General features: G+C 50.5%; 21 protein-coding genes. 12 read left to right on the top strand and 9 right to left on the bottom strand.

Features of this window, described 5'->3' with window-relative positions:
* The first annotated feature begins 63 nt into the window (after positions 1 to 63).
* Positions 64 to 240 (top strand): hypothetical protein, encoded by a 177-nt coding sequence (locus tag LVQ76_RS02515; RefSeq protein WP_232920880.1) that lies wholly within the window; start codon positions 64 to 66, stop codon positions 238 to 240.
* Here LVQ76_RS02515 and LVQ76_RS02510 read toward each other — a convergent pair.
* Positions 237 to 1,115, bottom strand: a complete 879-nt coding sequence (locus tag LVQ76_RS02510) for a nucleoside-specific channel-forming protein Tsx (RefSeq protein ID WP_151995542.1) — start codon at positions 1,113 to 1,115, stop codon at positions 237 to 239. The genes LVQ76_RS02515 and LVQ76_RS02510 overlap by 4 nt on opposite strands.
* Before the next feature lie 380 nt (positions 1,116 to 1,495).
* Complete coding sequence (locus LVQ76_RS02505) at positions 1,496 to 2,056, bottom strand: SadB/YajI family lipoprotein (RefSeq protein ID WP_232920879.1); 561 nt, start codon at positions 2,054 to 2,056, stop codon at positions 1,496 to 1,498.
* Positions 2,057 to 2,207: 151 nt separating this feature from the next.
* Here LVQ76_RS02505 and nrdR point away from each other — a divergent pair, with 151 nt between their 5' ends.
* The 6 genes from nrdR to pgpA all read left to right on the top strand — a co-directional run bounded on the left by nrdR (position 2,208) and on the right by pgpA (position 6,407).
* Positions 2,208 to 2,657: a transcriptional regulator NrdR gene (gene nrdR / locus LVQ76_RS02500; RefSeq protein ID WP_064516598.1), complete on the top strand. Its 450-nt coding sequence runs from the start codon at positions 2,208 to 2,210 to the stop codon at positions 2,655 to 2,657.
* A 5-nt stretch (positions 2,658 to 2,662) separates the two neighbouring features.
* A complete protein-coding gene (ribD, locus tag LVQ76_RS02495; RefSeq protein ID WP_232920878.1) occupies positions 2,663 to 3,778 on the top strand; it encodes a bifunctional diaminohydroxyphosphoribosylaminopyrimidine deaminase/5-amino-6-(5-phosphoribosylamino)uracil reductase RibD in 1,116 nt (371 codons plus the stop codon).
* A gap of 79 nt (positions 3,779 to 3,857) precedes the next feature.
* Entirely contained in the window at positions 3,858 to 4,328 is a 471-nt protein-coding gene (gene ribH / locus LVQ76_RS02490) for a 6,7-dimethyl-8-ribityllumazine synthase (protein ID WP_034457942.1), read from the top strand.
* A gap of 20 nt (positions 4,329 to 4,348) precedes the next feature.
* Positions 4,349 to 4,768 (top strand): transcription antitermination factor NusB, encoded by a 420-nt coding sequence (gene nusB, locus LVQ76_RS02485; RefSeq protein WP_232864096.1) that lies wholly within the window; start codon positions 4,349 to 4,351, stop codon positions 4,766 to 4,768.
* A gap of 168 nt (positions 4,769 to 4,936) precedes the next feature.
* A complete protein-coding gene (thiL, locus tag LVQ76_RS02480) occupies positions 4,937 to 5,914 on the top strand; it encodes a thiamine-phosphate kinase (RefSeq protein ID WP_232920877.1) in 978 nt (325 codons plus the stop codon).
* The gene (pgpA, locus tag LVQ76_RS02475; RefSeq protein ID WP_151995538.1) at positions 5,892 to 6,407 is read left to right on the top strand and encodes a phosphatidylglycerophosphatase A; all 516 of its coding nucleotides are present in this window, start codon (positions 5,892 to 5,894) and stop codon (positions 6,405 to 6,407) included. Before thiL ends, pgpA begins: the two co-directional genes overlap by 23 nt.
* Before the next feature lie 684 nt (positions 6,408 to 7,091).
* On the opposite strand, the gene LVQ76_RS02470 is transcribed toward pgpA, so the two are convergent.
* From LVQ76_RS02470 to xseB, 4 genes are all read right to left on the bottom strand, one after another.
* Positions 7,092 to 8,066, bottom strand: a complete 975-nt coding sequence (locus LVQ76_RS02470) for an aldo/keto reductase (RefSeq protein WP_232920876.1) — start codon at positions 8,064 to 8,066, stop codon at positions 7,092 to 7,094.
* 54 nt (positions 8,067 to 8,120) lie between these two features.
* Positions 8,121 to 9,983 (bottom strand): 1-deoxy-D-xylulose-5-phosphate synthase, encoded by a 1,863-nt coding sequence (gene dxs / locus LVQ76_RS02465; RefSeq protein WP_232864280.1) that lies wholly within the window; start codon positions 9,981 to 9,983, stop codon positions 8,121 to 8,123.
* 71 nt (positions 9,984 to 10,054) lie between these two features.
* Complete coding sequence (gene ispA, locus LVQ76_RS02460) at positions 10,055 to 10,954, bottom strand: (2E,6E)-farnesyl diphosphate synthase (protein ID WP_232864099.1); 900 nt, start codon at positions 10,952 to 10,954, stop codon at positions 10,055 to 10,057.
* A complete protein-coding gene (xseB, locus tag LVQ76_RS02455) occupies positions 10,955 to 11,197 on the bottom strand; it encodes an exodeoxyribonuclease VII small subunit (protein ID WP_034493701.1) in 243 nt (80 codons plus the stop codon). It abuts the gene before it with no gap.
* Between the two features lie 204 nt (positions 11,198 to 11,401).
* Here xseB and thiI point away from each other — a divergent pair, with 204 nt between their 5' ends.
* Positions 11,402 to 12,850 carry a tRNA uracil 4-sulfurtransferase ThiI gene (gene thiI, locus LVQ76_RS02450; protein ID WP_232864100.1) on the top strand — a complete coding sequence of 483 codons (1,449 nt, stop codon included), beginning with the start codon at positions 11,402 to 11,404 and terminating at the stop codon, positions 12,848 to 12,850.
* A gap of 37 nt (positions 12,851 to 12,887) precedes the next feature.
* Here thiI and LVQ76_RS02445 read toward each other — a convergent pair whose 3' ends face one another.
* Positions 12,888 to 13,577, bottom strand: coding sequence for an IclR family transcriptional regulator (locus tag LVQ76_RS02445; RefSeq protein WP_232864101.1), 690 nt, complete (start codon positions 13,575 to 13,577; stop codon positions 12,888 to 12,890).
* A gap of 171 nt (positions 13,578 to 13,748) precedes the next feature.
* On the opposite strand from LVQ76_RS02445, the gene LVQ76_RS02440 reads away from it, so the two are divergent.
* From LVQ76_RS02440 to LVQ76_RS02430, 3 genes are read left to right on the top strand one after another with little or no spacing between them, the layout of a single operon-like run.
* Positions 13,749 to 16,082 carry a molybdopterin-containing oxidoreductase family protein gene (locus LVQ76_RS02440; RefSeq protein WP_232864102.1) on the top strand — a complete coding sequence of 778 codons (2,334 nt, stop codon included), beginning with the start codon at positions 13,749 to 13,751 and terminating at the stop codon, positions 16,080 to 16,082.
* A 2-nt stretch (positions 16,083 to 16,084) separates the two neighbouring features.
* On the top strand, positions 16,085 to 16,633 hold the full coding sequence (locus LVQ76_RS02435; protein ID WP_232864103.1) for a 4Fe-4S dicluster domain-containing protein: 549 nt from the start codon (positions 16,085 to 16,087) through the stop codon (positions 16,631 to 16,633).
* Positions 16,634 to 16,642: 9 nt separating this feature from the next.
* A complete protein-coding gene (locus LVQ76_RS02430) occupies positions 16,643 to 17,443 on the top strand; it encodes a dimethyl sulfoxide reductase anchor subunit family protein (RefSeq protein ID WP_232920875.1) in 801 nt (266 codons plus the stop codon).
* Positions 17,444 to 17,455: 12 nt separating this feature from the next.
* Here LVQ76_RS02430 and yajL read toward each other — a convergent pair whose 3' ends face one another.
* Together yajL and panE are read right to left on the bottom strand one after the other, a co-directional pair.
* Positions 17,456 to 18,046, bottom strand: a complete 591-nt coding sequence (yajL, locus tag LVQ76_RS02425) for a protein deglycase YajL (RefSeq protein ID WP_232904172.1) — start codon at positions 18,044 to 18,046, stop codon at positions 17,456 to 17,458.
* On the bottom strand, positions 18,006 to 18,920 hold the full coding sequence (gene panE, locus LVQ76_RS02420; protein WP_232864106.1) for a 2-dehydropantoate 2-reductase: 915 nt from the start codon (positions 18,918 to 18,920) through the stop codon (positions 18,006 to 18,008). Before panE ends, yajL begins: the two co-directional genes overlap by 41 nt.
* Positions 18,921 to 19,047: 127 nt before the next feature.
* On the opposite strand from panE, the gene LVQ76_RS02415 reads away from it, so the two are divergent.
* Positions 19,048 to 19,539, top strand: coding sequence for a YajQ family cyclic di-GMP-binding protein (locus LVQ76_RS02415; RefSeq protein WP_064516617.1), 492 nt, complete (start codon positions 19,048 to 19,050; stop codon positions 19,537 to 19,539).
* Positions 19,540 to 19,541: the final 2 nt, after the last annotated feature.

Genomic DNA, 19,541 nt, shown 5'->3' with positions numbered 1-19,541 from the left:
CGCCAGTATAAAAGTCTGCTGACAGTATGCTCTCAGGAGGGACTAGTTTATCGGAGTTTTCGAGTGGATCTGGATCGCTGCTTGTCGGTCAAAACTACAGGATTGTACTTCTCAGAGCGTTCCGACCGTTCTCTAAACCATTTTATTGAGTTGCAGCAAATTGAAGGTTCTCTTCCAGAAACAAAAAAAGCCGACCGGCAATTAGCGGGTCGGCTTTTTAAAGATTCAGACAGCTATTAGAAGTTGTAACCAACCACTAAGTAACCACCCCAACCAGTAGAGCGCACGTTCTCATTCATAAAGCTAAGATCTGCGTCATCGTTCCACTGGCCACCGTTGTGCCAGTAACGGGCAACAACTGCATAGTGGAAGTGATCGTAGTTCAGAGAAAGAACATGGCTGGAAGCGATAGAGTTGCTGGTGCGAGCTTGTTTGCCTTTCTGGTCGAGGAAATTGTCATCACCCAGATCGGAGCCCCAGTCGAAGTTGGTGAAACCGATGTAGCTCAGGTTACCGCCCCACAGGGAAGTAATCGGTACAAAGTATTTCACTTTGAAGCGGTAGCCATCCCACTCGTTTTCGTTGGATGCGCCATAGTTCTGCCATTGGTATTTAGCGTACACGTTCATTGACAGGCTCATTGGCAGGCCAGTATCGATGTCGGTACCCAGACCCATGTACCAGGTGCTCTGGCGGCCATCTTTGTTGCGACCCATATCGTAGATATAGTTGTTTGCAACATACCACTCTTTGAACGGACCGAAGCTCAGGTCAGTGCCAGTCAGTTTATCGATAGAGAAACGCGGTTCGATTTCCATAAACAGCGGAGAACCGTGGTTCCAGATACCTTTTGCGTCAGTGTTACCACCGAAGAAGACTGGTGCATCCATGTAACCATAGAAGTCGAACCAGTCTTTCTTAGCGAAAGCTTCATATTCCAGGTAGGTATCGTTACGGATTTGTGGCCCGAAACGGGTGTGGTAGCTGCCCACAACGTTAACGCTTTGGTGCCACCAATCAGAGAGGTATTCGGTATTTTTTGTTTCTTCAGCCTGAGCCGTGAAAGAGCTTGAAAGCGCCAGGACGGTGCTAGCCGCCAAAATAATTTTTTTCATTTTATATGCCACTGTTTTTTACATGGATCCCGTGAGGGCAGGAGGTGTTTTATCACCTAAGGTCATCAACCATTAACTTGGCTTTTTATTGACGCGCCTATTATAGAAATCCCTGCTCACAAAAATATGTTTCATTTCACATTATCGTTAAGTACGTAATCGATTGCGTTCTCAATTGCGCACATTAAAAACGGGCGAGATTCTACCTGCTTCTGAAATTTAAGCAAATAGCTGGTCCGCTGTTACAGGTATATGTGATTAAGATCACTAGATTTATTCACTAAAGTGAAAGGTATTGATCGTGTTTCATTTGTTTAGTTGTAACAAAAAACACAGATGTTACTGAGGGTTACCCCCGCAAGTGCGAGGGCAATTATCTATTATTGGGCTGGTAGTGCCTGAGAAGGGTCGACTGGTTGTATATCGTGAATTCTCACAAAACCTAATTGTTCCGGCGAAAGACCTGAAAGCAACAATGGAATACTGACATCGCTCGGTGCTAACACGCTAGCTGGCGCACTGAATTGCTGCGACTGGACGTTCACTTCCTGGTAGTTATCCGTGGTGCCCTGATTTTGTCCCCATTCTACCTTGCCGGTAAAAGCGGGCAGAGGATCGTTAGACTCGCCTTTGATAACGAGTATCGCACGGGTGCCATTTGCTTCTGGAGTCATGCTGCTCAGCGACATTTGCAAATTGCCTAACTGACTATTCAGGCGTGCCGGGGTTTTAGAACCTGGTAACAAGTAGACGCCAGTCGTTGATTTCGCATTCAGCGCATTTTGTTGCGTCAACTTGATTGTCTGGTCAGTGAGCTTTGTCATTTCTTTATTCAATGAGCCTACTTCACTCTTCATTTGGCGCACTTCAGTTTGTTGGGCACAGGCGCTGAGACTCACCAGGCTGGTAACCAGGAGGATTCTTAGGTAACTCTTTGTCATCTCTAATTTTTCCTTGAAGTTTTATCCTGATTTAAGCGTAGCTTGTCGCTCATGAAAAGTCATATTTGTTGGGATGATGTGGCGTTACCTTTGTACTCCCGCTACTTCGCGGTAAACTATTGTTCATTTAAATAATCCTTCAGGACGCGCCATGCATTGCCCATTCTGTTTCGCAGTAGACACCAAAGTGATTGATTCCCGGCTTGTCGGCGAAGGGTCATCCGTGCGTCGCCGCCGTCAATGCCTGGTTTGTCATGAACGCTTCACAACTTTTGAAGTGGCGGAACTAGTGATGCCACGTGTCGTGAAAAGTAATGATGTTCGCGAACCGTTTAATGAAGACAAGCTACGTAGCGGTATTCTAAAAGCACTGGAAAAACGCCCAGTGAGCTCTGACGACGTTGAAATGGCAGTAAACCATATCAAATCCCAATTGCGTGGCACGGGCGAGCGTGAAGTACCCAGCAAAATGATCGGCAATCTGGTTATGGAACAGCTTAAGAAACTCGATAAAGTGGCGTATATCCGCTTTGCTTCGGTTTATCGCAGCTTTGAAGATATCCGCGAGTTTGGCGAAGAAATTGCCCGTTTACAGGATTAATGCTGATGTCGCTTGATGAAAAGTTTATGGCTCGTGCGCTGCAACTGGCAAAGCGCGGGAGTTTCACCACCATGCCGAACCCAAATGTCGGTTGCGTGATCGCCAAAGATGGCGAAATCGTCGGTGAAGGTTTCCATTTTCGTGCGGGCGAACCTCATGCAGAAGTTCACGCATTGCAGATGGCAGGTGACAAAGCACAAGGTGCAACAGCGTATGTCACGCTGGAGCCTTGCAGTCACCACGGTCGCACACCTCCATGTTGCGATGCGTTAATTGCGGCTGGTGTTTCGCGTGTGGTTGCCGCGATGCAAGACCCGAATCCACAAGTTGCCGGGCGTGGTTTGTACCGCCTGAAAGAAGCTGGCATTGAAGTCAGCCATGGTTTGATGATGAACGAAGCTGAGGTAATTAATCGTGGCTTCCTGAAGCGTATGCGCACTGGCTTTCCATATATCCAACTTAAACTCGGCGCGTCGCTGGACGGACGCACCGCAATGGCAAGTGGTGAAAGTCAGTGGATCACTTCGCCTGCGTCACGCCGTGATGTGCAGCGCTTGCGTGCGCAAAGTGCAGCGATTCTAAGCAGCAGTGCAACGGTGTTGGCTGACGATCCGTCTTTAACTGTGCGTTGGAATGAATTAGACAGCGCGACTCAGGCAGTTTACGCCGAAGAAAACTTACGCCAGCCAACGCGCATTATTCTCGATCGTGAAAATCTCGTGACGCCGCAACACAAAATTGTCGCTCAGGCAGGCGAAACCTGGCTTGCACGTTGTAAAGCGGATGAGCAAATATGGCCTGATGGTGTTGAGCAATTTATCGTGCCAGAGCATAACGGTCATCTCGATTTGGTCGTCATGATGATGTTACTGGGCAAACGCCAGGTGAATTCCATTTGGGTAGAAGCGGGCGCAACACTTGGTGGGGCATTACTTCAAGCCGGTCTGGTTGATGAGTTGATTGTGTATGTAGCACCGAAATTATTAGGTAACGACGCACGTGGCTTATGTAACCTGCCAGGGCTTGAAAAATTAGCCGATGCGCCAGAATTTAGCTTTAGTGAAGTCCGTCAGGTCGGCCCTGATTTGTGCCTGCATTTGACGCCGCGATACAGTCGCTAGTAAAACGTAAGCGGGCACGAAAAGTTTATGATAAAATCCGCCCCCCTAACGGGGCTAAACAGAACCGTAAAGGAAGAATATGAACATCATTGAAGCAGCCGTTGCTACTCCAGACGCTCGCGTCGCCATCACCATCGCGCGTTTTAACAACTTCATCAATGACAGCCTGCTGGATGGTGCGCTTGACGCCCTGAAACGTATCGGCCAGGTTAAGGATGAAAATATCACCGTGGTCTGGGTTCCGGGTGCTTACGAGTTGCCACTGGCGGCAGATGCACTGGCGAAAACCGGTAATTATGACGCGGTGATTGCGCTGGGTACGGTTATCCGTGGCGGCACAGCTCACTTTGAATATGTTGCTGGTGGTGCCAGCAATGGCCTGGCACATGTTGCGCAGGAAAGTGGTATTCCAGTCGCCTTTGGCGTGCTGACCACCGAAAGTATTGAACAAGCCATCGAACGCGCTGGCACAAAAGCCGGTAACAAGGGTGCAGAAGCTGCACTGACCGCGCTTGAAATGATTAATGTATTGAAAGCCATCAAGGCCTGATTTTTTGTAAGGGGAAATCTGTGAAACCTGCTGCTCGTCGCCGTGCCCGTGAGTGTGCCGTTCAGGCGCTATACTCCTGGCAGTTATCTCGAAATGACATCGCTGATGTCGAATACCAGTTCCTGGCGGAACAGGACGTCAAAGACGTTGACGTTGTCTACTTCCGCGAGCTGTTGATCGGGGTGGCTACTAACAGCGCGTATCTGGATGGGCTCATGAAGCCTTACCTGTCCCGTCAACTCGAAGAGTTGGGTCAGGTAGAAAAAGCGGTTCTGCGTATTGCACTGTTTGAATTGGCTAAGCGTGATGACGTGCCATACAAAGTGGCAATCAACGAAGCCATTGATCTTGCGAAAACCTTCGGTGCCGAAGATAGCCACAAGTTCGTAAATGGTGTGCTTGATAAGGCTGCTCCACAGATTCGTCCCCGCAAAAAGTAATCTTCTGGCCGGTGATTATTCATGAGTTTTTGAGCTACAGCTAACAACGCTGTAGCCTAAAGAATATTGAATACCCGGCCTTTTTTTATTCTATATCCGTTAGTATTCGAGTTGCAGCGAACAACCCCGCAGCTTGCAGTATGACGGGTATATTCAGAGGCGTAACGAATGGCATGCGGTGAGTTTTCCTTAATTGCCCGTTATTTTGATCGCGTAAGCAGTTCCCGTCGCGATGTGGAAACCGGAATCGGCGATGATTGTGCATTGCTGACGGTAGCCGAGAAGCAACTTTTAGCGATAAGCACCGATACGCTTGTCTCAGGTATCCACTTCCTGCCGGATATCGATCCTCGCGATTTGGGCTACAAAGCTCTGGCGGTTAATCTAAGCGATTTGGCTGCTATGGGCGCCGATCCGGCCTGGCTGACGCTGGCTATTACCCTTCCTGAAGTCGATGAAAGCTGGCTTGAAGCCTTCAGCGATAGTCTGTTTGAACAACTCGAATACTACGATATGCAGCTCATCGGCGGTGATACCACCCGTGGTCCGCTCGCGATGACGCTGGGTATCCACGGCCTTGTGCCGGTGGGGCGTGCGCTTAAACGTAGCGGAGCGCGCCCTGGCGACTGGATTTATGTCACCGGCACACCTGGCGATAGCGCGGCAGGTCTGGCTATTTTGCAGGATCGTTTAGCCGTTAAAGATGCCACACAATCTGCGTATCTGAAAAAACGCCATTTGCGACCGGCGCCGCGAATCCTTCATGGTCAGGCATTACGTGATTTAGCGAGCAGCGCGATTGATCTTTCCGACGGGCTAATTTCCGATTTGGGTCATATCCTTAAAGCCAGCGAATGCGGAGCGCGTATCGATCTCGACGCTCTGCCATATTCGGACGCCGTAAAAGCAAACGTCAGCGCCGAGCAGGCCCTGCAATGGGCGCTTTCTGGCGGAGAAGATTACGAGCTGTGCTTTACGGTGCCGGAACTCAATCGTGGCGCGCTGGATGTTGCTATTGGCAATCTTGGGATTCCATTTACTTGCATCGGCCAGGTTGGGCCTGAGTCCGAAGGGCTACAATTCTTGCAGAACGGCAAACCTGTAACGTTGAACTTAAAAGGATATGACCACTTTGCGTCGCTCTAAAGATGTGGCAAAAAGCCGTCTCAAGCTCAGCAATCCCTGGCATTTACTGGCTACCGGTTTTGGTAGTGGTTTAAGCCCGATTATGCCGGGAACGGCGGGGTCGCTTGCAGCGATCCCGTTCTGGTACCTGATGACCTTCCTGCCGTGGCAGGTTTACTCCATGGTCATCATGCTCGGTATTTGTATCGGCGTTTATCTTTGCCACCAGACCGCACGCGACATGGGCGTTCATGACCACGGCAGTATCGTGTGGGATGAGTTCATCGGCATGTGGATTACGCTGATGGCGCTGCCCATCAACGACTGGCGCTGGGTAGCCGCAGGGTTTGTGGTGTTCCGTATTCTCGATATCTGGAAACCATGGCCAATCCGTTGGTTCGACCGTAACGTTCACGGCGGAATGGGGATTATGGTGGATGATATTGTCGCGGGCGTTTTCTCCGCGGGGATTATTTACCTGATTGGGCACCACTGGCCGATTGGGTTGTTCTAGATTAATCGCCCCTCTCCCTGATGGCGAGGGAGAAACCGACTATTCCCTCTCCTGTATTGTCTCTTAGTCACATCTCTGTGAGTCGCGAGACAGTTCCGTTCACCTGGTGTTCAGTGTTTCATATAGCCACTGAACCGGTGAACGACTTAGGGTGGCCACCGTCGCCACCCTAAGAACCCGGACTCCCGGCAAATCAATCGCCGCAAGCGGTAAACCTCCATTTTGCCTCCGTGTCCGGGTCGGTTGCGATTCGTTCCAGACGATCGCGCCCTCCAGCCGTTCCCGACGGCTGGACCCGGCCACCTGGAGTCAAAATGGAGGCGATTGAAGCCGGAACCAAAGGTCAACGTCAAAACCGAAAGACCACACCGAGCCGGTTTTGACCTTGTTCCCGGTATAAATTGCCCCAGTGTTCCCCATAAATCAGGGTTGAGCTGCCGGGAGCAGCGAAAGAGAGCGATCGTCGGGAACGAGTCGCGAACGACCCTGATGTTGGGGATAAGCTGGGGTTTACCGCGCAGCGGCAATTTAATGACCGGGCGACGGGGTCGCCAGGGGGATGTCGTTATCCACCTGGCACGTTCACCGTTTTCGGGCATTAAAGAGATAACTGAACGCACGGGTGAACGGAAAATCAGCAAGGCTTGCAGAACTCACCCTGACAAAATTGCCAGGGTGAGGGCGTTACTTAAATCCAGCCCTTTCATGCGGCTGATAAACCGTTTCCAGCTCGGCAATCTCTTCCGGCTTCAGCGTTAAATCTACCGCGCCAAGCAAATCATCCAGTTGATGCTCACGCGAAACGCCAATAATCGGTGCCGCAATGCCCGGTTTACTCAGCAGCCACGCCAGCGCAACTTGCGCCCGCGACACGCCTTTATCGTCAGCCACATTTGCCAGTCGTTCGGCAATCATCGCATCGTTGTCTTTACTGCCGTCGTATAGGTTTTTACCCACTTCATCGGATACTGAACGTGCGGTAGTATCGCCCCACGGACGGGTGAGTTTGCCTCGCGCCAGTGGGCTCCACGGGATCACCGCTATCCCTTGCTCGTAGCATAGCGGCAGCATATCCAGCTCTTCTTCACGATAGATCAGATTGTAGTGATCCTGCATGGTAGCGAAACGCGCCCAGCCGTGTTGATCCTGCAAGGTCAGCGCCTGTGCGAGTTGCGAACTGTGCATCGACGACGCGCCGATATAACGCGCCTTACCCGCTTTCACCACGTCATTGAGCGCCTCGAGTGTCTCTTCGATTGGCGTGTTGTAATCCCAGCGATGGATTTGTAGCAGATCGACGTAATCGGTGCCGAGGCGGCGCAGGCTGTCATCGATTGAACGCAGTATCTGCGCACGGGAAAGACCTTCGGTTAAATCACCCACCGGGAAATAGACTTTGGTAGCGAGAACCGCATCTTCACGACGCATGAAATCTTTAAGGGCGCGCCCGACAATCTCTTCGCTGCTACCGTCGGAATAGCTGTTGGCGGTATCAAAGAAATTAATGCCGTTATCGATGGCGTGTTTGATGATGAGGCGGCTGCTCTCTTCGGGAAGCGTCCAGGCGTGATTGCCACGGTCTGGCTCTCCAAAGGTCATGCAACCCAGGCAAAGACGGGAAACCCTGAGGTCTGTTTTTCCTAACGTGTTGTATTGCATGGTTCCACTCCGGCTATTCAGGTTCTTTAAGCATAGCAGGAGTGGAGGAGGGGATTATTTAAGCCAGTCGCGAATCTTCGCTTCCATGCCCGGAGCATCCAGGCCGATAGCCGCACGCGCTTCTTCCTGGGTGCCTTGCGGGATAAAGTAATCCGGCAGACCGAGATTGAGAACCGGAACCACTTTGCGTTTTGCCATCAGCACTTCATTCACACCGCTACCCGCACCGCCGATAATGGCATTCTCTTCAATGGTCACTAACGATTCATGGCTGGCGGCCAGCTCAAGAATCAGCGCTTCATCCAGTGGTTTCACAAAACGCATATCGACCAGCGTCGCGTTAAGAGACTGCGCAACGGCTTCAGCTTCTGGCAGCAGCGTGCCGAAGTTCAGCAGCGCGACTTTCTCACCAGCGCGTTTCTTCACACCTTTACCGATTGGTAATGATTCCAGCGGCTGCAATTGCGCGCCAGTACCGTTGCCACGCGGATAACGCACGGCAGATGGGCCAGCGTTGTAGTGATAACCGGTGTGCAGCATTTGGCGGCATTCGTTTTCATCACTTGGGGTCATGATGACCATTTCCGGAATGCAGCGCAGGAAGGAGATGTCGAACGCGCCCTGGTGGGTTTGCCCGTCAGCACCAACAATCCCCGCACGGTCGATGGCAAATAACACCGGCAATTTTTGGATGGCGACGTCGTGGATTACTTGATCGTACGCGCGTTGCAGGAAGGTCGAGTAAATGGCGACAACCGGTTTGTAACCGCCAATAGCGAGGCCTGCCGCAAATGTCACGGCGTGCTGTTCAGCAATAGCAACATCAAAATACTGCGACGGATACTGGCGTGAAAACTCCACCATGCCCGAGCCTTCACGCATCGCAGGCGTGACTGCCATCAGTTTGTCGTCTTTGGCTGCGGTTTCGCATAACCAGTTACCAAAGATTTTCGAATAGCTTGGCAGGCCGCCCGCAGCTTTGGGCAACGTGCCGCTTTGCGGGTCAAATTTAGGCACCGCATGGAAGCTGATTGGGTCTTTTTCAGCAGGCGCGTAACCACGACCTTTTTTAGTCATGATGTGCAGGAACTGCGGGCCGTTCAGGTCGCGCATGTTTTTGAGCGTGTTCACCAGGCCGACCACATCGTGTCCATCAACCGGGCCAATATAGTTAAAGCCCAATTCTTCAAACAACGTGCCCGGAACCACCATACCTTTCAGGTGCTCTTCGGTACGTTTGAGCAGCTCTTTAATCGGCGGTACGCCAGAGAAAACTTTCTTGCCGCCTTCACGCAGCGATGAATAGAGTTTGCCCGAAAGCAGTTGTGCGAGGTGGTTATTGAGCGCACCGACGTTCTCGGAAATCGACATTTCATTGTCGTTGAGAATAACGAGCATATTTGGGCGAATGTCGCCCGCATGGTTCATCGCTTCAAACGCCATACCCGCAGTGATTGCGCCATCGCCAATCACACAAACTGTGCGGCGGTCTTTGCCTTCTTTTCCTGCGGCTACTGCGATACCAATTCCCGCACTGATTGAGGTGGATGAGTGGCCCACGCTCAATACGTCATATTCGCTCTCGGCGCGCCACGGGAACGGATGCAAACCACCTTTCTGGCGGATAGTGCCAATTTTGTCACGACGACCCGTAATGATTTTATGCGGATAAGCCTGATGACCGACATCCCAGATTAACTGGTCGAACGGAGTGTTATACACATAGTGAAGCGCTACGGTCAGTTCAACCGTGCCAAGGCCAGAGGCAAAGTGCCCACTGGAGCGACTTACGCTATCGAGCAGGTAACGACGCAGCTCGTCACACAGTTTCGGCAAGCTATCTTTTGGCAACAGGCGTAGCTCAGGGGCTGATTCCACCAGTGCGAGGGTCGGGTATTTGGCAATATCAAAACTCATTAGAAACTCATCGTGGTGTTTACTCTTCATCCTTCAAGCCTGCGCCCGAATGCCAAAGGGTAAGTTAATAATTATTTATCACGTTGGATTATATAGCTCGCTAACGCTTCCAGTGCGGTAGTGTCTAACGACTGGCGAGCCAGGCCTTCCAACGCCCTGAGAGAATCCTGGTAGAGATCCCAAGCTTTAGTTTTGGCATTTTCAAGCCCCAACAAGGCCGGATAGGTACTTTTACCCAGATGCTGGTCGGCGCCCTGGCGTTTACCCAGTGTAGCGGTATCACCAATAACGTCGAGGATATCGTCCTGAACCTGGAATGCCAGCCCGATGCTTTCAGCGTAACGGTCAAGCAACGGCAGGGCGTTACGGCCTGCATCACCTGCGCTCAATGCACCCAGACGAACGGCGGCACGAATTAGCGCACCTGTTTTATGGCGATGAATGCGCTCAAGGCTTTGCAAATCTACATGCTTACCTTCCGCTTCCAGATCCAGTGCCTGGCCACCGCACATTCCCGCAACGCCACTGGCTGTTGCCAGTTCTTTTACCATTGCCAGCCTGTCGGCAATCGCCACGCCAGTCATAGGTGCATCACTGAGTATAGAAAACGCCAACGTTTGTAGGGCGTCTCCGGCCAAAATGGCACTGGCTTCACCGAACTTAATGTGACAGGTCGGCTGCCCACGACGTAAATCGTCGTCGTCCATGGCAGGTAAATCATCATGAATCAATGAATAAGCATGGATACATTCGATTGCCGCAGCAGGTGCATCCAGCGTCTCTTGCGCTATGCCGAACATTTCCCCGGTCGCATAAACCAGGAAAGGGCGCAGTCTCTTGCCACCAAATAGTGCGCCATAGTGCATAGCCTCAACCAGAGGAGTGTTCTGAAACGGTAGCGGTGCCAGAAAACGCAGCAGCGCATCGTTGGCCCGCTCGGCGTGGGCCTGCAACTGATGGTTAAAATCCATTTACTCGTTATCCGGGGTAAAAGGCTTGAGTGGGGCGTCTTCGCTATCGTTTAGCAGGATTTGTACGCGTTGCTCTGCCTGTTGCAGTTTCACTTGACCCTGACGCGCCAGTTGCACGCCACGTTCAAATTCATTTAACGCCTCTTCGAGCGCTAAATCTCCGCTTTCAAGACGAGTAACAATCTGCTCAAGCTCCACAAGCGCAGTTTCAAAACTGGCCGGGACTTCGGTTTTTTTCGGCATAGTGAATGTCTGACTCTAATAATTTTTGCGACTCTGCAATGGTAGCGGAAACTGACAAGCAAGTAACCATGAGCATGTTGGTTAGCAGATGTTAGTGATATACTTGCGCGCCTCGGATGCAGCGGCAACTCGCCGTTGCAGTTCTTTAAGTCTTCCAGCCCGCATGGTTTACCGTGCCTGGCTCATCAACGAATCATAGCCGCCATGAAGTTTATCATTAAATTGTTCCCGGAAATCACAATCAAGAGTCAATCTGTGCGCATACGCTTTATTAAGATGCTCACCGGGAACATTCGCAACGTTTTAAAACACTACGATGAAGATCTGGCGGTTGTTCGCCACTGGGACAACATTGAAGTTCGCGCTAAAGATGAAAATCAGCGCATCGCCATTCGTGAAGCATTGACCCGCATTCCTGGTATTCACCACATTCTGGAAGTTGAAGATGTGCCGTTTACCGATTTGCACAATATCTTCGAACAGGCGCTGGAACTTTATCGCGAGCAACTGGAGGGCAAAACCTTCTGCGTGCGTGTGAAACGTCGTGGTAAGCATGAGTTTAGCTCGATTGAAGTTGAACGCTATGTCGGCGGCGGCCTGAATCAGCACATTGAATCAGCGCGCGTAAAACTGACTAAGCCTGAAGTGACCGTTAATCTGGAAATCGAAAACGATCGCCTGCTGCTGGTGAAAGGCCGTTACGAAGGTATCGGCGGCTTCCCGATTGGTACGCAAGAAGATGTGCTGTCGCTGATTTCCGGTGGTTTCGACTCCGGGGTTTCCAGCTATATGCTGATGCGTCGCGGTTGCCGCGTGCATTATTGCTTCTTTAACCTCGGTGGTGCGGCGCACGAAATCGGCGTTAAACAAGTGGCGCATTATCTGTGGAACCGTTTCGGTAGCTCCCACCGTGTGCGTTTCGTGGCGATCAACTTTGAGCCTGTTGTTGGCGAAATCCTCGAGAAAGTCGAAGACGGCCAGATGGGCGTGGTGCTCAAACGTATGTTCGTACGTGCCGCTTCCCGTGTGGCAGAGCGCTACGGCGTGCAGGCGCTGGTGACTGGTGAAGCACTGGGTCAGGTTTCCAGCCAGACGCTGACCAACCTGCGTTTGATCGACAATGTTTCCGATACGCTGATTTTGCGCCCGCTTATCTCTCACGATAAAGAGCACATCATCGATCTGGCACGTGAAATTGGTACCGCTGATTTCGCTCGTACCATGCCGGAATACTGTGGTGTTATCTCGAAGAGCCCAACCGTTAAAGCGGTGAAGGCGAAGATTGAAGCAGAAGAAGCCAACTTTGACTTCTCTGTCCTCGATCGTGTGATTGAAGAAGCCACCAACATCGATATCCGTGAAATTGCCAATCAGAGCAAAGAAGTGGTAACGGAAGTTGAAACCGTTGATGCGTTTGGCCCGAATGACGTGCTGCTGGATATCCGTTCTATCGACGAGCAAGACGATAAGCCATTCAAGCCAGAAGGCGTGGAAGTGGCATCACTGCCATTCTATAAACTGAGCACCGCATTCGGCGATTTGGACCAGAGCAAAAACTATTTGCTGTGGTGCGATCGTGGTGTGATGAGCCGTTTGCAGGCGCTGTATCTGCGTGAGCAAGGTTTTGAGAACGTGAAGGTTTATCGCGCTTAAATTATTCGACAAGGGTCTTTCTCACAGGAGGACCCTTTCACAACTCCAGTGTCGATAACGCTTGTTTCAATTCCCGTGCAATCTCAGGAATCTGTTCTTTTTCGAAGAATCCCATTGTGACACCAATAGCCAACAGGTTGCCTTTACGGTTCAGTATCGGGCAGGCGATTGATTGCGCACCAGGGATTCCCTGCGCAGGTTTATAGCGCACGGCGTATCCCCGTCTTGTTGTCTCTTCAATTAATTGCTGTTCTCGCTCATTCGCTGGCGTGTAATTGCCAAAGCACATATACACTTGCCCGGCAGCACTTAAGTGAAGCGGGATTGGCGTATTATCGCGAAAATCAATTTCGACATTTCGAAAACTGCGGTGATAGTGGCGTAGAACAAGATTGCCCGATTGAGCAATGACCATACCAGTTGAGAGATTCATCCGATCGCGAAACTCGCACAGCAAGTTGTTGATCAAAGAGAGTGGATCGGCGTGAGTTGCTGCACTACTGGCGAGCCGCACAATCGTGTCACCCAAGCAGTACTGCCCGCTGCCATCCTGAAACAATATTCCCGTCCGGCAAAGTGAAACAAGATACTTATGCAGACGGCTTTTTGATAAGCCGCAACCTTTTGCTATATCCGTTGCTCTAGCCCGGCCATGCTGCGTGGCGATGTACTCCATAATGGAGACCGCAATATCGACTGAATTAACACCTTGTATCGTTTCTGGCATGGTATATCCCGTTCTCAATCTTCGCTGAGTCTATCACTAAACCCTCTGATATCGATCCGACTTCACATTCCTTAAACCTTGATTTCGGGATTAAACGATCGTTGATATCTCTCAAGTTCACCATTGGTTTACCATGGTTCACTAATGGTGATTAAAAACAGGAGGTATTTCATGGAAGCGTTGAGCAAATATCGATTACAACGAAGAATGTTACTTAAAGGGATGGGCGTTATTGGGTTAGCTTCACTTACACCCTGTATGTTGGGTTTACGTCAGGCAAACGGCGAGCCACTACCACGGGTGCGCCTGAAACTCTCGGATTACAAGACCTACCGCTCCACCTGTGCAATGGAGTGCTTGCATTGCAATTTGACTGCCTTTGTCTGGCAAGACCGTTTGATGAAAATCGAGGCAAGCAAAGATTTCAATGTGAAATGTTGCCTGCGCGGTATTAGCCGTACCAAATGGGTATATCACCCACTACGTTTGACCCAGCCACTTTTGCGTACCGGTGAGAAAGGGAAAGGGATTTTTAAACCGATCGGTTGGGATGAAGCTCTCGATCTTATCGAAAATAAGATTCGTGACACGATTGAGGCTCATGGCAATGAAGGGCTGTTAATCACTACCCATGCCGGGAATATGGACTCCATCAAGAATGATATGGGGAAAGCCTTTTTCGACTATCTGGGTGGATCAACCAAACAGGCGGGATCTCTTTGCTGTGCAGCGGTGACTGCAGCCATGATACCCATGCTAGGCCTACGCTATGCAGATACACGCGATACGATAGCTGACAGTCGTTACATTCTTTGCTGGGGGAACAATCCAGCAGTAACCATGCATGCTTATTTCAAAAATTATAGTCAGGCGCAGCGCAATGGCGCACGCATGGTGGTTATCGATCCTCGTTTCAATGAAACGGCGGCAAAAGCAGATGAGTGGATCCCTATTGTTCCGGGTACTGACATTGCTTTGGCTTTGGGGATGATCAAAATCATCATTGATGAAAAGCGTTATGACGCGGAATTTTTGAGAGCACATACCGGTGCCGTTTATCTAATAGACGCACAGCAAAAATTATTGCGTGAAAAAGCTGAAGATCCGGATAGCTATCTGGTCTTCGATACCCGCAGTCAGCGCGTTGTGCGTCATGACTTACCCGGAGTAATACCTGCTCTTTTCAGCAACGAATTGCCAGTTGGCAGCGCGTTTACCACCGTTCTTGACCAGATAAAACAAGAAGCAGAGCCCTGGAATGTTCAACGAGTAACAGAAGAAACTGATATTCCTGAACAGACGGTATTGCGACTTGCTCGTGATTACGCCAGCACAACACCTTCGATGATTATCCAGAATATGTCCGGTGCGCAACGCACTGAATTTGGGACTTATGTCGCTGCGAGCCAATTCTATCTGGCATTGCTCACTGGGAATATTGGTAAACGGGGCGCTGGTGTTTGCGATGCCGGTGGCGCAAGGCAGATGGCTAAGTTCTCCCCCATTATCCCACCTGCACCAAATGCAAAAAAAATTGCGCCAATTCCTGTGTCGAAAATTGGGGAATGGATTGTCCAGCAGAAACCTCATCCTGTTAAGTTCTGGTGGAACATGACGATGGGAGCTATGACTCAACTCCCCAATACCAACCAGGTTCGGGAAGCCTTCAAAAGCGTTCCTTTTGTTGTGGTTGCGGACAACTTGATGACTTCCTCGGCGCTGTATGCGGATCTGGTGCTTCCAGTTACGACCATTTTTGAAGATGTAAGCCTGATGGCTGGTGTGCGTAGTCATTACGTGCAATTGATGGAAAAGGCTGTGGAACCGCCGGGTGAAGCGAAACCTGATTATTGGATTTTTGCCCGACTCGCAGAGCGCTTTGGCTTTGGTGAGGTGTTCAACCAGCCAATAGAGCACTACATCGATGCTTGCCTGGAAGGTTCTGGTATTACTCGTGAGATGTTGGCTAAAGGACCTGTTCGCCCAACGGAGGGCGATTGGATTCCATTCAAAGACGGGCAATTCCGGACCAGTACGGGCAAAGCAAATCTGTTTATAGAAGAGTGGCAAAAGAAAAACTTTTCACCGGTGGTCACCTGGAAACAGGTTTCTGAGTCAGTAAAAGGCTCTCCTGAGCTCGCGAAAAAATATCCTCTAATGGCGGTACAGCGAAAGCTGGCCCGCAGCGTTCATTCTAGCCACGGCATGAATGAATGGATCCTCGAGGTTCAACGTAACCGTCCAAACGTGATGATTCATCCCGATGATGCGCGCTCGCGCGATATCAGCGCTGGCGAATGGGTGGTGGTTTATAACCATCGCGGCGAACATCGGGCGATAGCGGATGTAACCACTCATATAAAGCGTGGTGTGGTGTCGTTAGATAACGGTTGGTGGGAACAACAGGGCGGTAGTAGTAGCCATGTAACGAATGATCATGTGGAACCATTAAGCAACGGACATTGCTGTAACAGTACGTTGGTTGATGTGAGAAGGGAGGCGTAACTGTGGCTAAACAATATGGTTTTCTCATCGATATGAAAAACTGCTATGGCTGCAAAACATGCAGCATGGCGTGTAAATCAGAAAACGAAACACCTCTGGGCGTGCTTTGGCGACGTGTAAGGGAGTGTCGGACGGATGATCCAAACAGTCAGGCATTTATTACGATGTCCTGTAACCACTGTGACGATCCTCAATGCATAAAAGTTTGCCCGGCGAATACCTACCATAAACGTCCTGATGGCATCGTAGTACAGGATCACGACCGCTGTATCGGTTGCCGTATGTGCATTATGGCTTGTCCATATAACGCACCCGTGTTCGATCCCAATGAAGGTAAAACGAGTAAATGTAATCTTTGTGCCGAGAGGCTAGATGAAGGTTTATTACCGCGTTGTGTTGAGTCTTGCCCTGCAGGGGTGCTGCGCTTTGGCGAAATTTCGGCACTACGAGCGGAATATCAAACTCCCTGGGAACGGCTGGAGAAACGTTATCACCTGCCTGACCACCGGATCAGTGGGCCAAATATCGTGATCATTCCTGCGGATGAATAAGGAGCTTATATGGAAATTTATGAATTACCGCTCGTGTTCTTTACTGTTCTGGCGCAATGGGGGATAGGTGGTGTCATCGCTTTAACTCTTTGCCTGGTTGGGAGAGATAGGGTTTTTGATACGCTAACAACGCGCAAAATTGCATCAGCTTTTTGGCTGGTAACTGTAGTAGGTTCCTGTGCTTCTTTGGCACATTTGGGGTCGCCATTGGGAGCCTATCGGGCTTTTGCTGGGATAGGGCGCTCATGGCTTAGTCGTGAAGTCGTTGCCTTTATTTTGCTTAATGGCGCTCTGACGTTGTGGCTCATAATGTGCTGGTTTGCGAACGGTTCAGTATGGATGAAAGCCGCCAACTGGGGCGTGTGTTTACTGGGCATTGGCGCAATACTTGTAAGCTCTCAGATCTATTACCAGATGACGCTGCACCCATTGTGGAACACACTCGCCACTCCGTCCGCTTTCTTCGGCACCTCAATATTGCTTGGATTTGCCAGTGTCAGCGTCATGGCAAATTATGTTCAGCAAAATCTCCCGGCTACGCTTAAATTTGGGTTGTTGCTGGGAATCGCGTTGGTCGCAATGTCGCTGTGGATGCGATACAGAATTCCCGGTGCGGAAGCCAGCAGTGCGTTGTTCTGGTGGCAGTTGCTGGCAAGTCTTGTCGTAAGTGGCTGGCTATTATCTCGCGCAGGCAGTAGAAAAATCCCGTTATTTGCAGGGATATTGCTGGTAGGGATAATTCTATCGGGTGAATTTGCAGGCAGGATGTTGTTTTATGGCAACGTCATGAGCGGAGCGCCCTGGTTTTAGGGCGCTTACAGATTAGACCCGATAATCGAAAATACCCGGAGGCAAGACAACCTGAGCCGCTACTTCAGCGGCTTTTTCTTTCCCTGCCAGCAGATGGATAATCTTTAGGGCAAAATCCATCGCAGTACCTGGCCCTTGACTGGTCAACAGGTTAAAACGCGGATCCCAGACCATACGTTTATCTTGCCATTGTTCTTCTGGAATCGTCTCTTTTAGCCCAGGAAAACCAGTCATATTGGCGATTGGGAAAAGTTCATGCGGAACTAATACCGTACCGGCTGCGGCACATATAGCGGCAACGATGCGTCCTGAAAGATGGAATTGGCGCACGGTTTCAACCAGCAGTGGGCTGTCGCGGAAACATTCCGCACCTTTTAAGCCGCCCGGCAACACGATGATATCGAACTCACCGTCCGCCACTTCAACCAGCGGTGCGTCAGCCAGCAGTTTTACCCCACGCGAACAGGTAATCGTCAGATCCCCATCGCTGGCAACGCTTGCTGTAGTAACGCTAATACCGCCACGGACCAGAAGATCGATAGTGGTGACAGCTTCGGTCTCTTCAGTCCCAGGAGCCAGACAAACCAGTGCTCGAGCGCTCATATTCATTCTCCTTACGCTTTATTTGCTCATACAAGCGGCTGTTCACCGGCACTGAAAGGCCATGGGCGCGCGCGCGTTGCAGTAAATAACCAGTAATGTAATCAATCTCAGTGTGGCGTTCGATGCGCACATCCTGAAGCATCGATGAAATGTTTTCCGCCGTGCTTTCGATAACTTCGCCGACATAATAAATCAAGTCTTCGGCCGTAGTGTGGTGACCTTCACGTTCCATTACTCTGGCGACCTCATGGCATATCTCATCAACTTCGCTCTGATGATGGCGCAGCTCACCATTCGGGCAATTGTAGAGTGCAGTAAGTGGGTTTATCACACAGTTCACAGCCAGTTTTTTCCAGTTCGCTGCAAGAATGTTGTCGTGCCAGGCTATTTCAGGTAACGCATGGTGCAGCATATCTGCAAGAAAGCTAAAATCGTTGCCCGCAGCGTTCCCAGGCCCAATATGTGTGATGCCATTGGCTACGTGAATAATGATGTTGTTATCGCGTCGGGCAGCATGCGTGGTAGCACCTGATAAAAGGGGTTGGTGCAATGCCCCTAATTCTTCGAGAGTGCCCATACCATTATGTAGCAGCAGAATAGGGCAGTTAGTCGGAAGTTTGCCGGCCAGTGCTTTCACGGCGTCAGAAACCTGCCATGCTTTTAGTGTCACCAGCAATAATTCACTACTTGCGAGAAAATCAGGATCGTTGGCGATAAGCGTTTGGTTGAACACGCTACCATCGGTTTCGACCAGATTGACATGGCAAAAAGGTTGCGGCACGCGCAGCCATCCTTGAACTTCATGTCCCTGCTTAAAAAGCGATGCCAGCCAGAGTTGGCCGAGCGCACCGCAACCTAGCACGGTGATTTTCATTTTGCCTCCTGGCAGCAGATGTTTTGCTTAATCTATATTATACAGGGCTCTCTCCTGCTTTAACGGGTTGTTTTGCGCGGCCCAGCAGGTATTATGCAACGCAACAAAAAGAGAGGGAGAAGAAAGCATGCCATCTTTTGACATTGTGTCTGAAATTGATATCCAGGAAGTGCGTAACGCGATTGAAAACGCGGAACGTGAGGTTGCTACTCGTTTTGACTTCCGTAATGTGCCGGCAACATTTGAACTGAATGAGAAAAATCAGTCCATCAAAGTTGCCAGCGAGTCTGACTTCCAGGTCAACCAACTGTTGGATATTCTTCGTGCCAAGCTGCTTAAGCGCGGTATCGAAGGAGCTTCAATTGATGTGCCGGAAGAGTTCGTGCACAGCGGTAAAACCTGGAGCGTTGAAGCGAAGCTCAAGCAGGGCATTGAATCGACTATCGCCAAGAAAATTGTGAAGCTGATTAAAGACAGCAAGACCAAAGTTCAGGTGCAGATTCAGGGCGAAGAGCTGCGTGTAACCGGCAAATCTCGCGACGATTTACAGGCCGCAATGGCGCTGGTTCGTGGTGGTGATTTGGGGCAACCGTTCCAGTTTAAAAACTTCCGCGACTGATT

The organism is Buttiauxella cochleicola, assembly GCF_021283185.1.
In the GTDB taxonomy this organism is placed as follows: domain Bacteria; phylum Pseudomonadota; class Gammaproteobacteria; order Enterobacterales; family Enterobacteriaceae; genus Buttiauxella; species Buttiauxella massiliensis.
This window is presented reverse-complemented; position numbering and strand designations above follow the sequence as displayed.

Excerpts from the sequence above, each read along its gene's own strand:
- LVQ76_RS02510 (WP_151995542.1), bottom strand. The coding sequence starts at position 1,115 with ATGAAAAAAATTATTTTGGCGGCTAGCACCGTCCTGGCGCTTTCAAGC.
- LVQ76_RS02505 (WP_232920879.1), bottom strand. The coding sequence starts at position 2,056 with ATGACAAAGAGTTACCTAAGAATCCTCCTGGTTACCAGCCTGGTGAGT.
- nrdR (WP_064516598.1), top strand. The coding sequence starts at position 2,208 with ATGCATTGCCCATTCTGTTTCGCAGTAGACACCAAAGTGATTGATTCC.
- ribD (WP_232920878.1), top strand. The coding sequence starts at position 2,663 with ATGTCGCTTGATGAAAAGTTTATGGCTCGTGCGCTGCAACTGGCAAAG.
- ribH (WP_034457942.1), top strand. The coding sequence starts at position 3,858 with ATGAACATCATTGAAGCAGCCGTTGCTACTCCAGACGCTCGCGTCGCC.
- thiL (WP_232920877.1), top strand. The coding sequence starts at position 4,937 with ATGGCATGCGGTGAGTTTTCCTTAATTGCCCGTTATTTTGATCGCGTA.
- pgpA (WP_151995538.1), top strand. The coding sequence starts at position 5,892 with ATGACCACTTTGCGTCGCTCTAAAGATGTGGCAAAAAGCCGTCTCAAG.
- LVQ76_RS02470 (WP_232920876.1), bottom strand. The coding sequence starts at position 8,066 with ATGCAATACAACACGTTAGGAAAAACAGACCTCAGGGTTTCCCGTCTT.
- dxs (WP_232864280.1), bottom strand. The coding sequence starts at position 9,983 with ATGAGTTTTGATATTGCCAAATACCCGACCCTCGCACTGGTGGAATCA.
- ispA (WP_232864099.1), bottom strand. The coding sequence starts at position 10,954 with ATGGATTTTAACCATCAGTTGCAGGCCCACGCCGAGCGGGCCAACGAT.
- xseB (WP_034493701.1), bottom strand. The coding sequence starts at position 11,197 with ATGCCGAAAAAAACCGAAGTCCCGGCCAGTTTTGAAACTGCGCTTGTG.
- thiI (WP_232864100.1), top strand. The coding sequence starts at position 11,402 with ATGAAGTTTATCATTAAATTGTTCCCGGAAATCACAATCAAGAGTCAA.
- LVQ76_RS02445 (WP_232864101.1), bottom strand. The coding sequence starts at position 13,577 with ATGCCAGAAACGATACAAGGTGTTAATTCAGTCGATATTGCGGTCTCC.
- LVQ76_RS02440 (WP_232864102.1), top strand. The coding sequence starts at position 13,749 with ATGGAAGCGTTGAGCAAATATCGATTACAACGAAGAATGTTACTTAAA.
- LVQ76_RS02430 (WP_232920875.1), top strand. The coding sequence starts at position 16,643 with ATGGAAATTTATGAATTACCGCTCGTGTTCTTTACTGTTCTGGCGCAA.
- yajL (WP_232904172.1), bottom strand. The coding sequence starts at position 18,046 with ATGAGCGCTCGAGCACTGGTTTGTCTGGCTCCTGGGACTGAAGAGACC.
- panE (WP_232864106.1), bottom strand. The coding sequence starts at position 18,920 with ATGAAAATCACCGTGCTAGGTTGCGGTGCGCTCGGCCAACTCTGGCTG.
- LVQ76_RS02415 (WP_064516617.1), top strand. The coding sequence starts at position 19,048 with ATGCCATCTTTTGACATTGTGTCTGAAATTGATATCCAGGAAGTGCGT.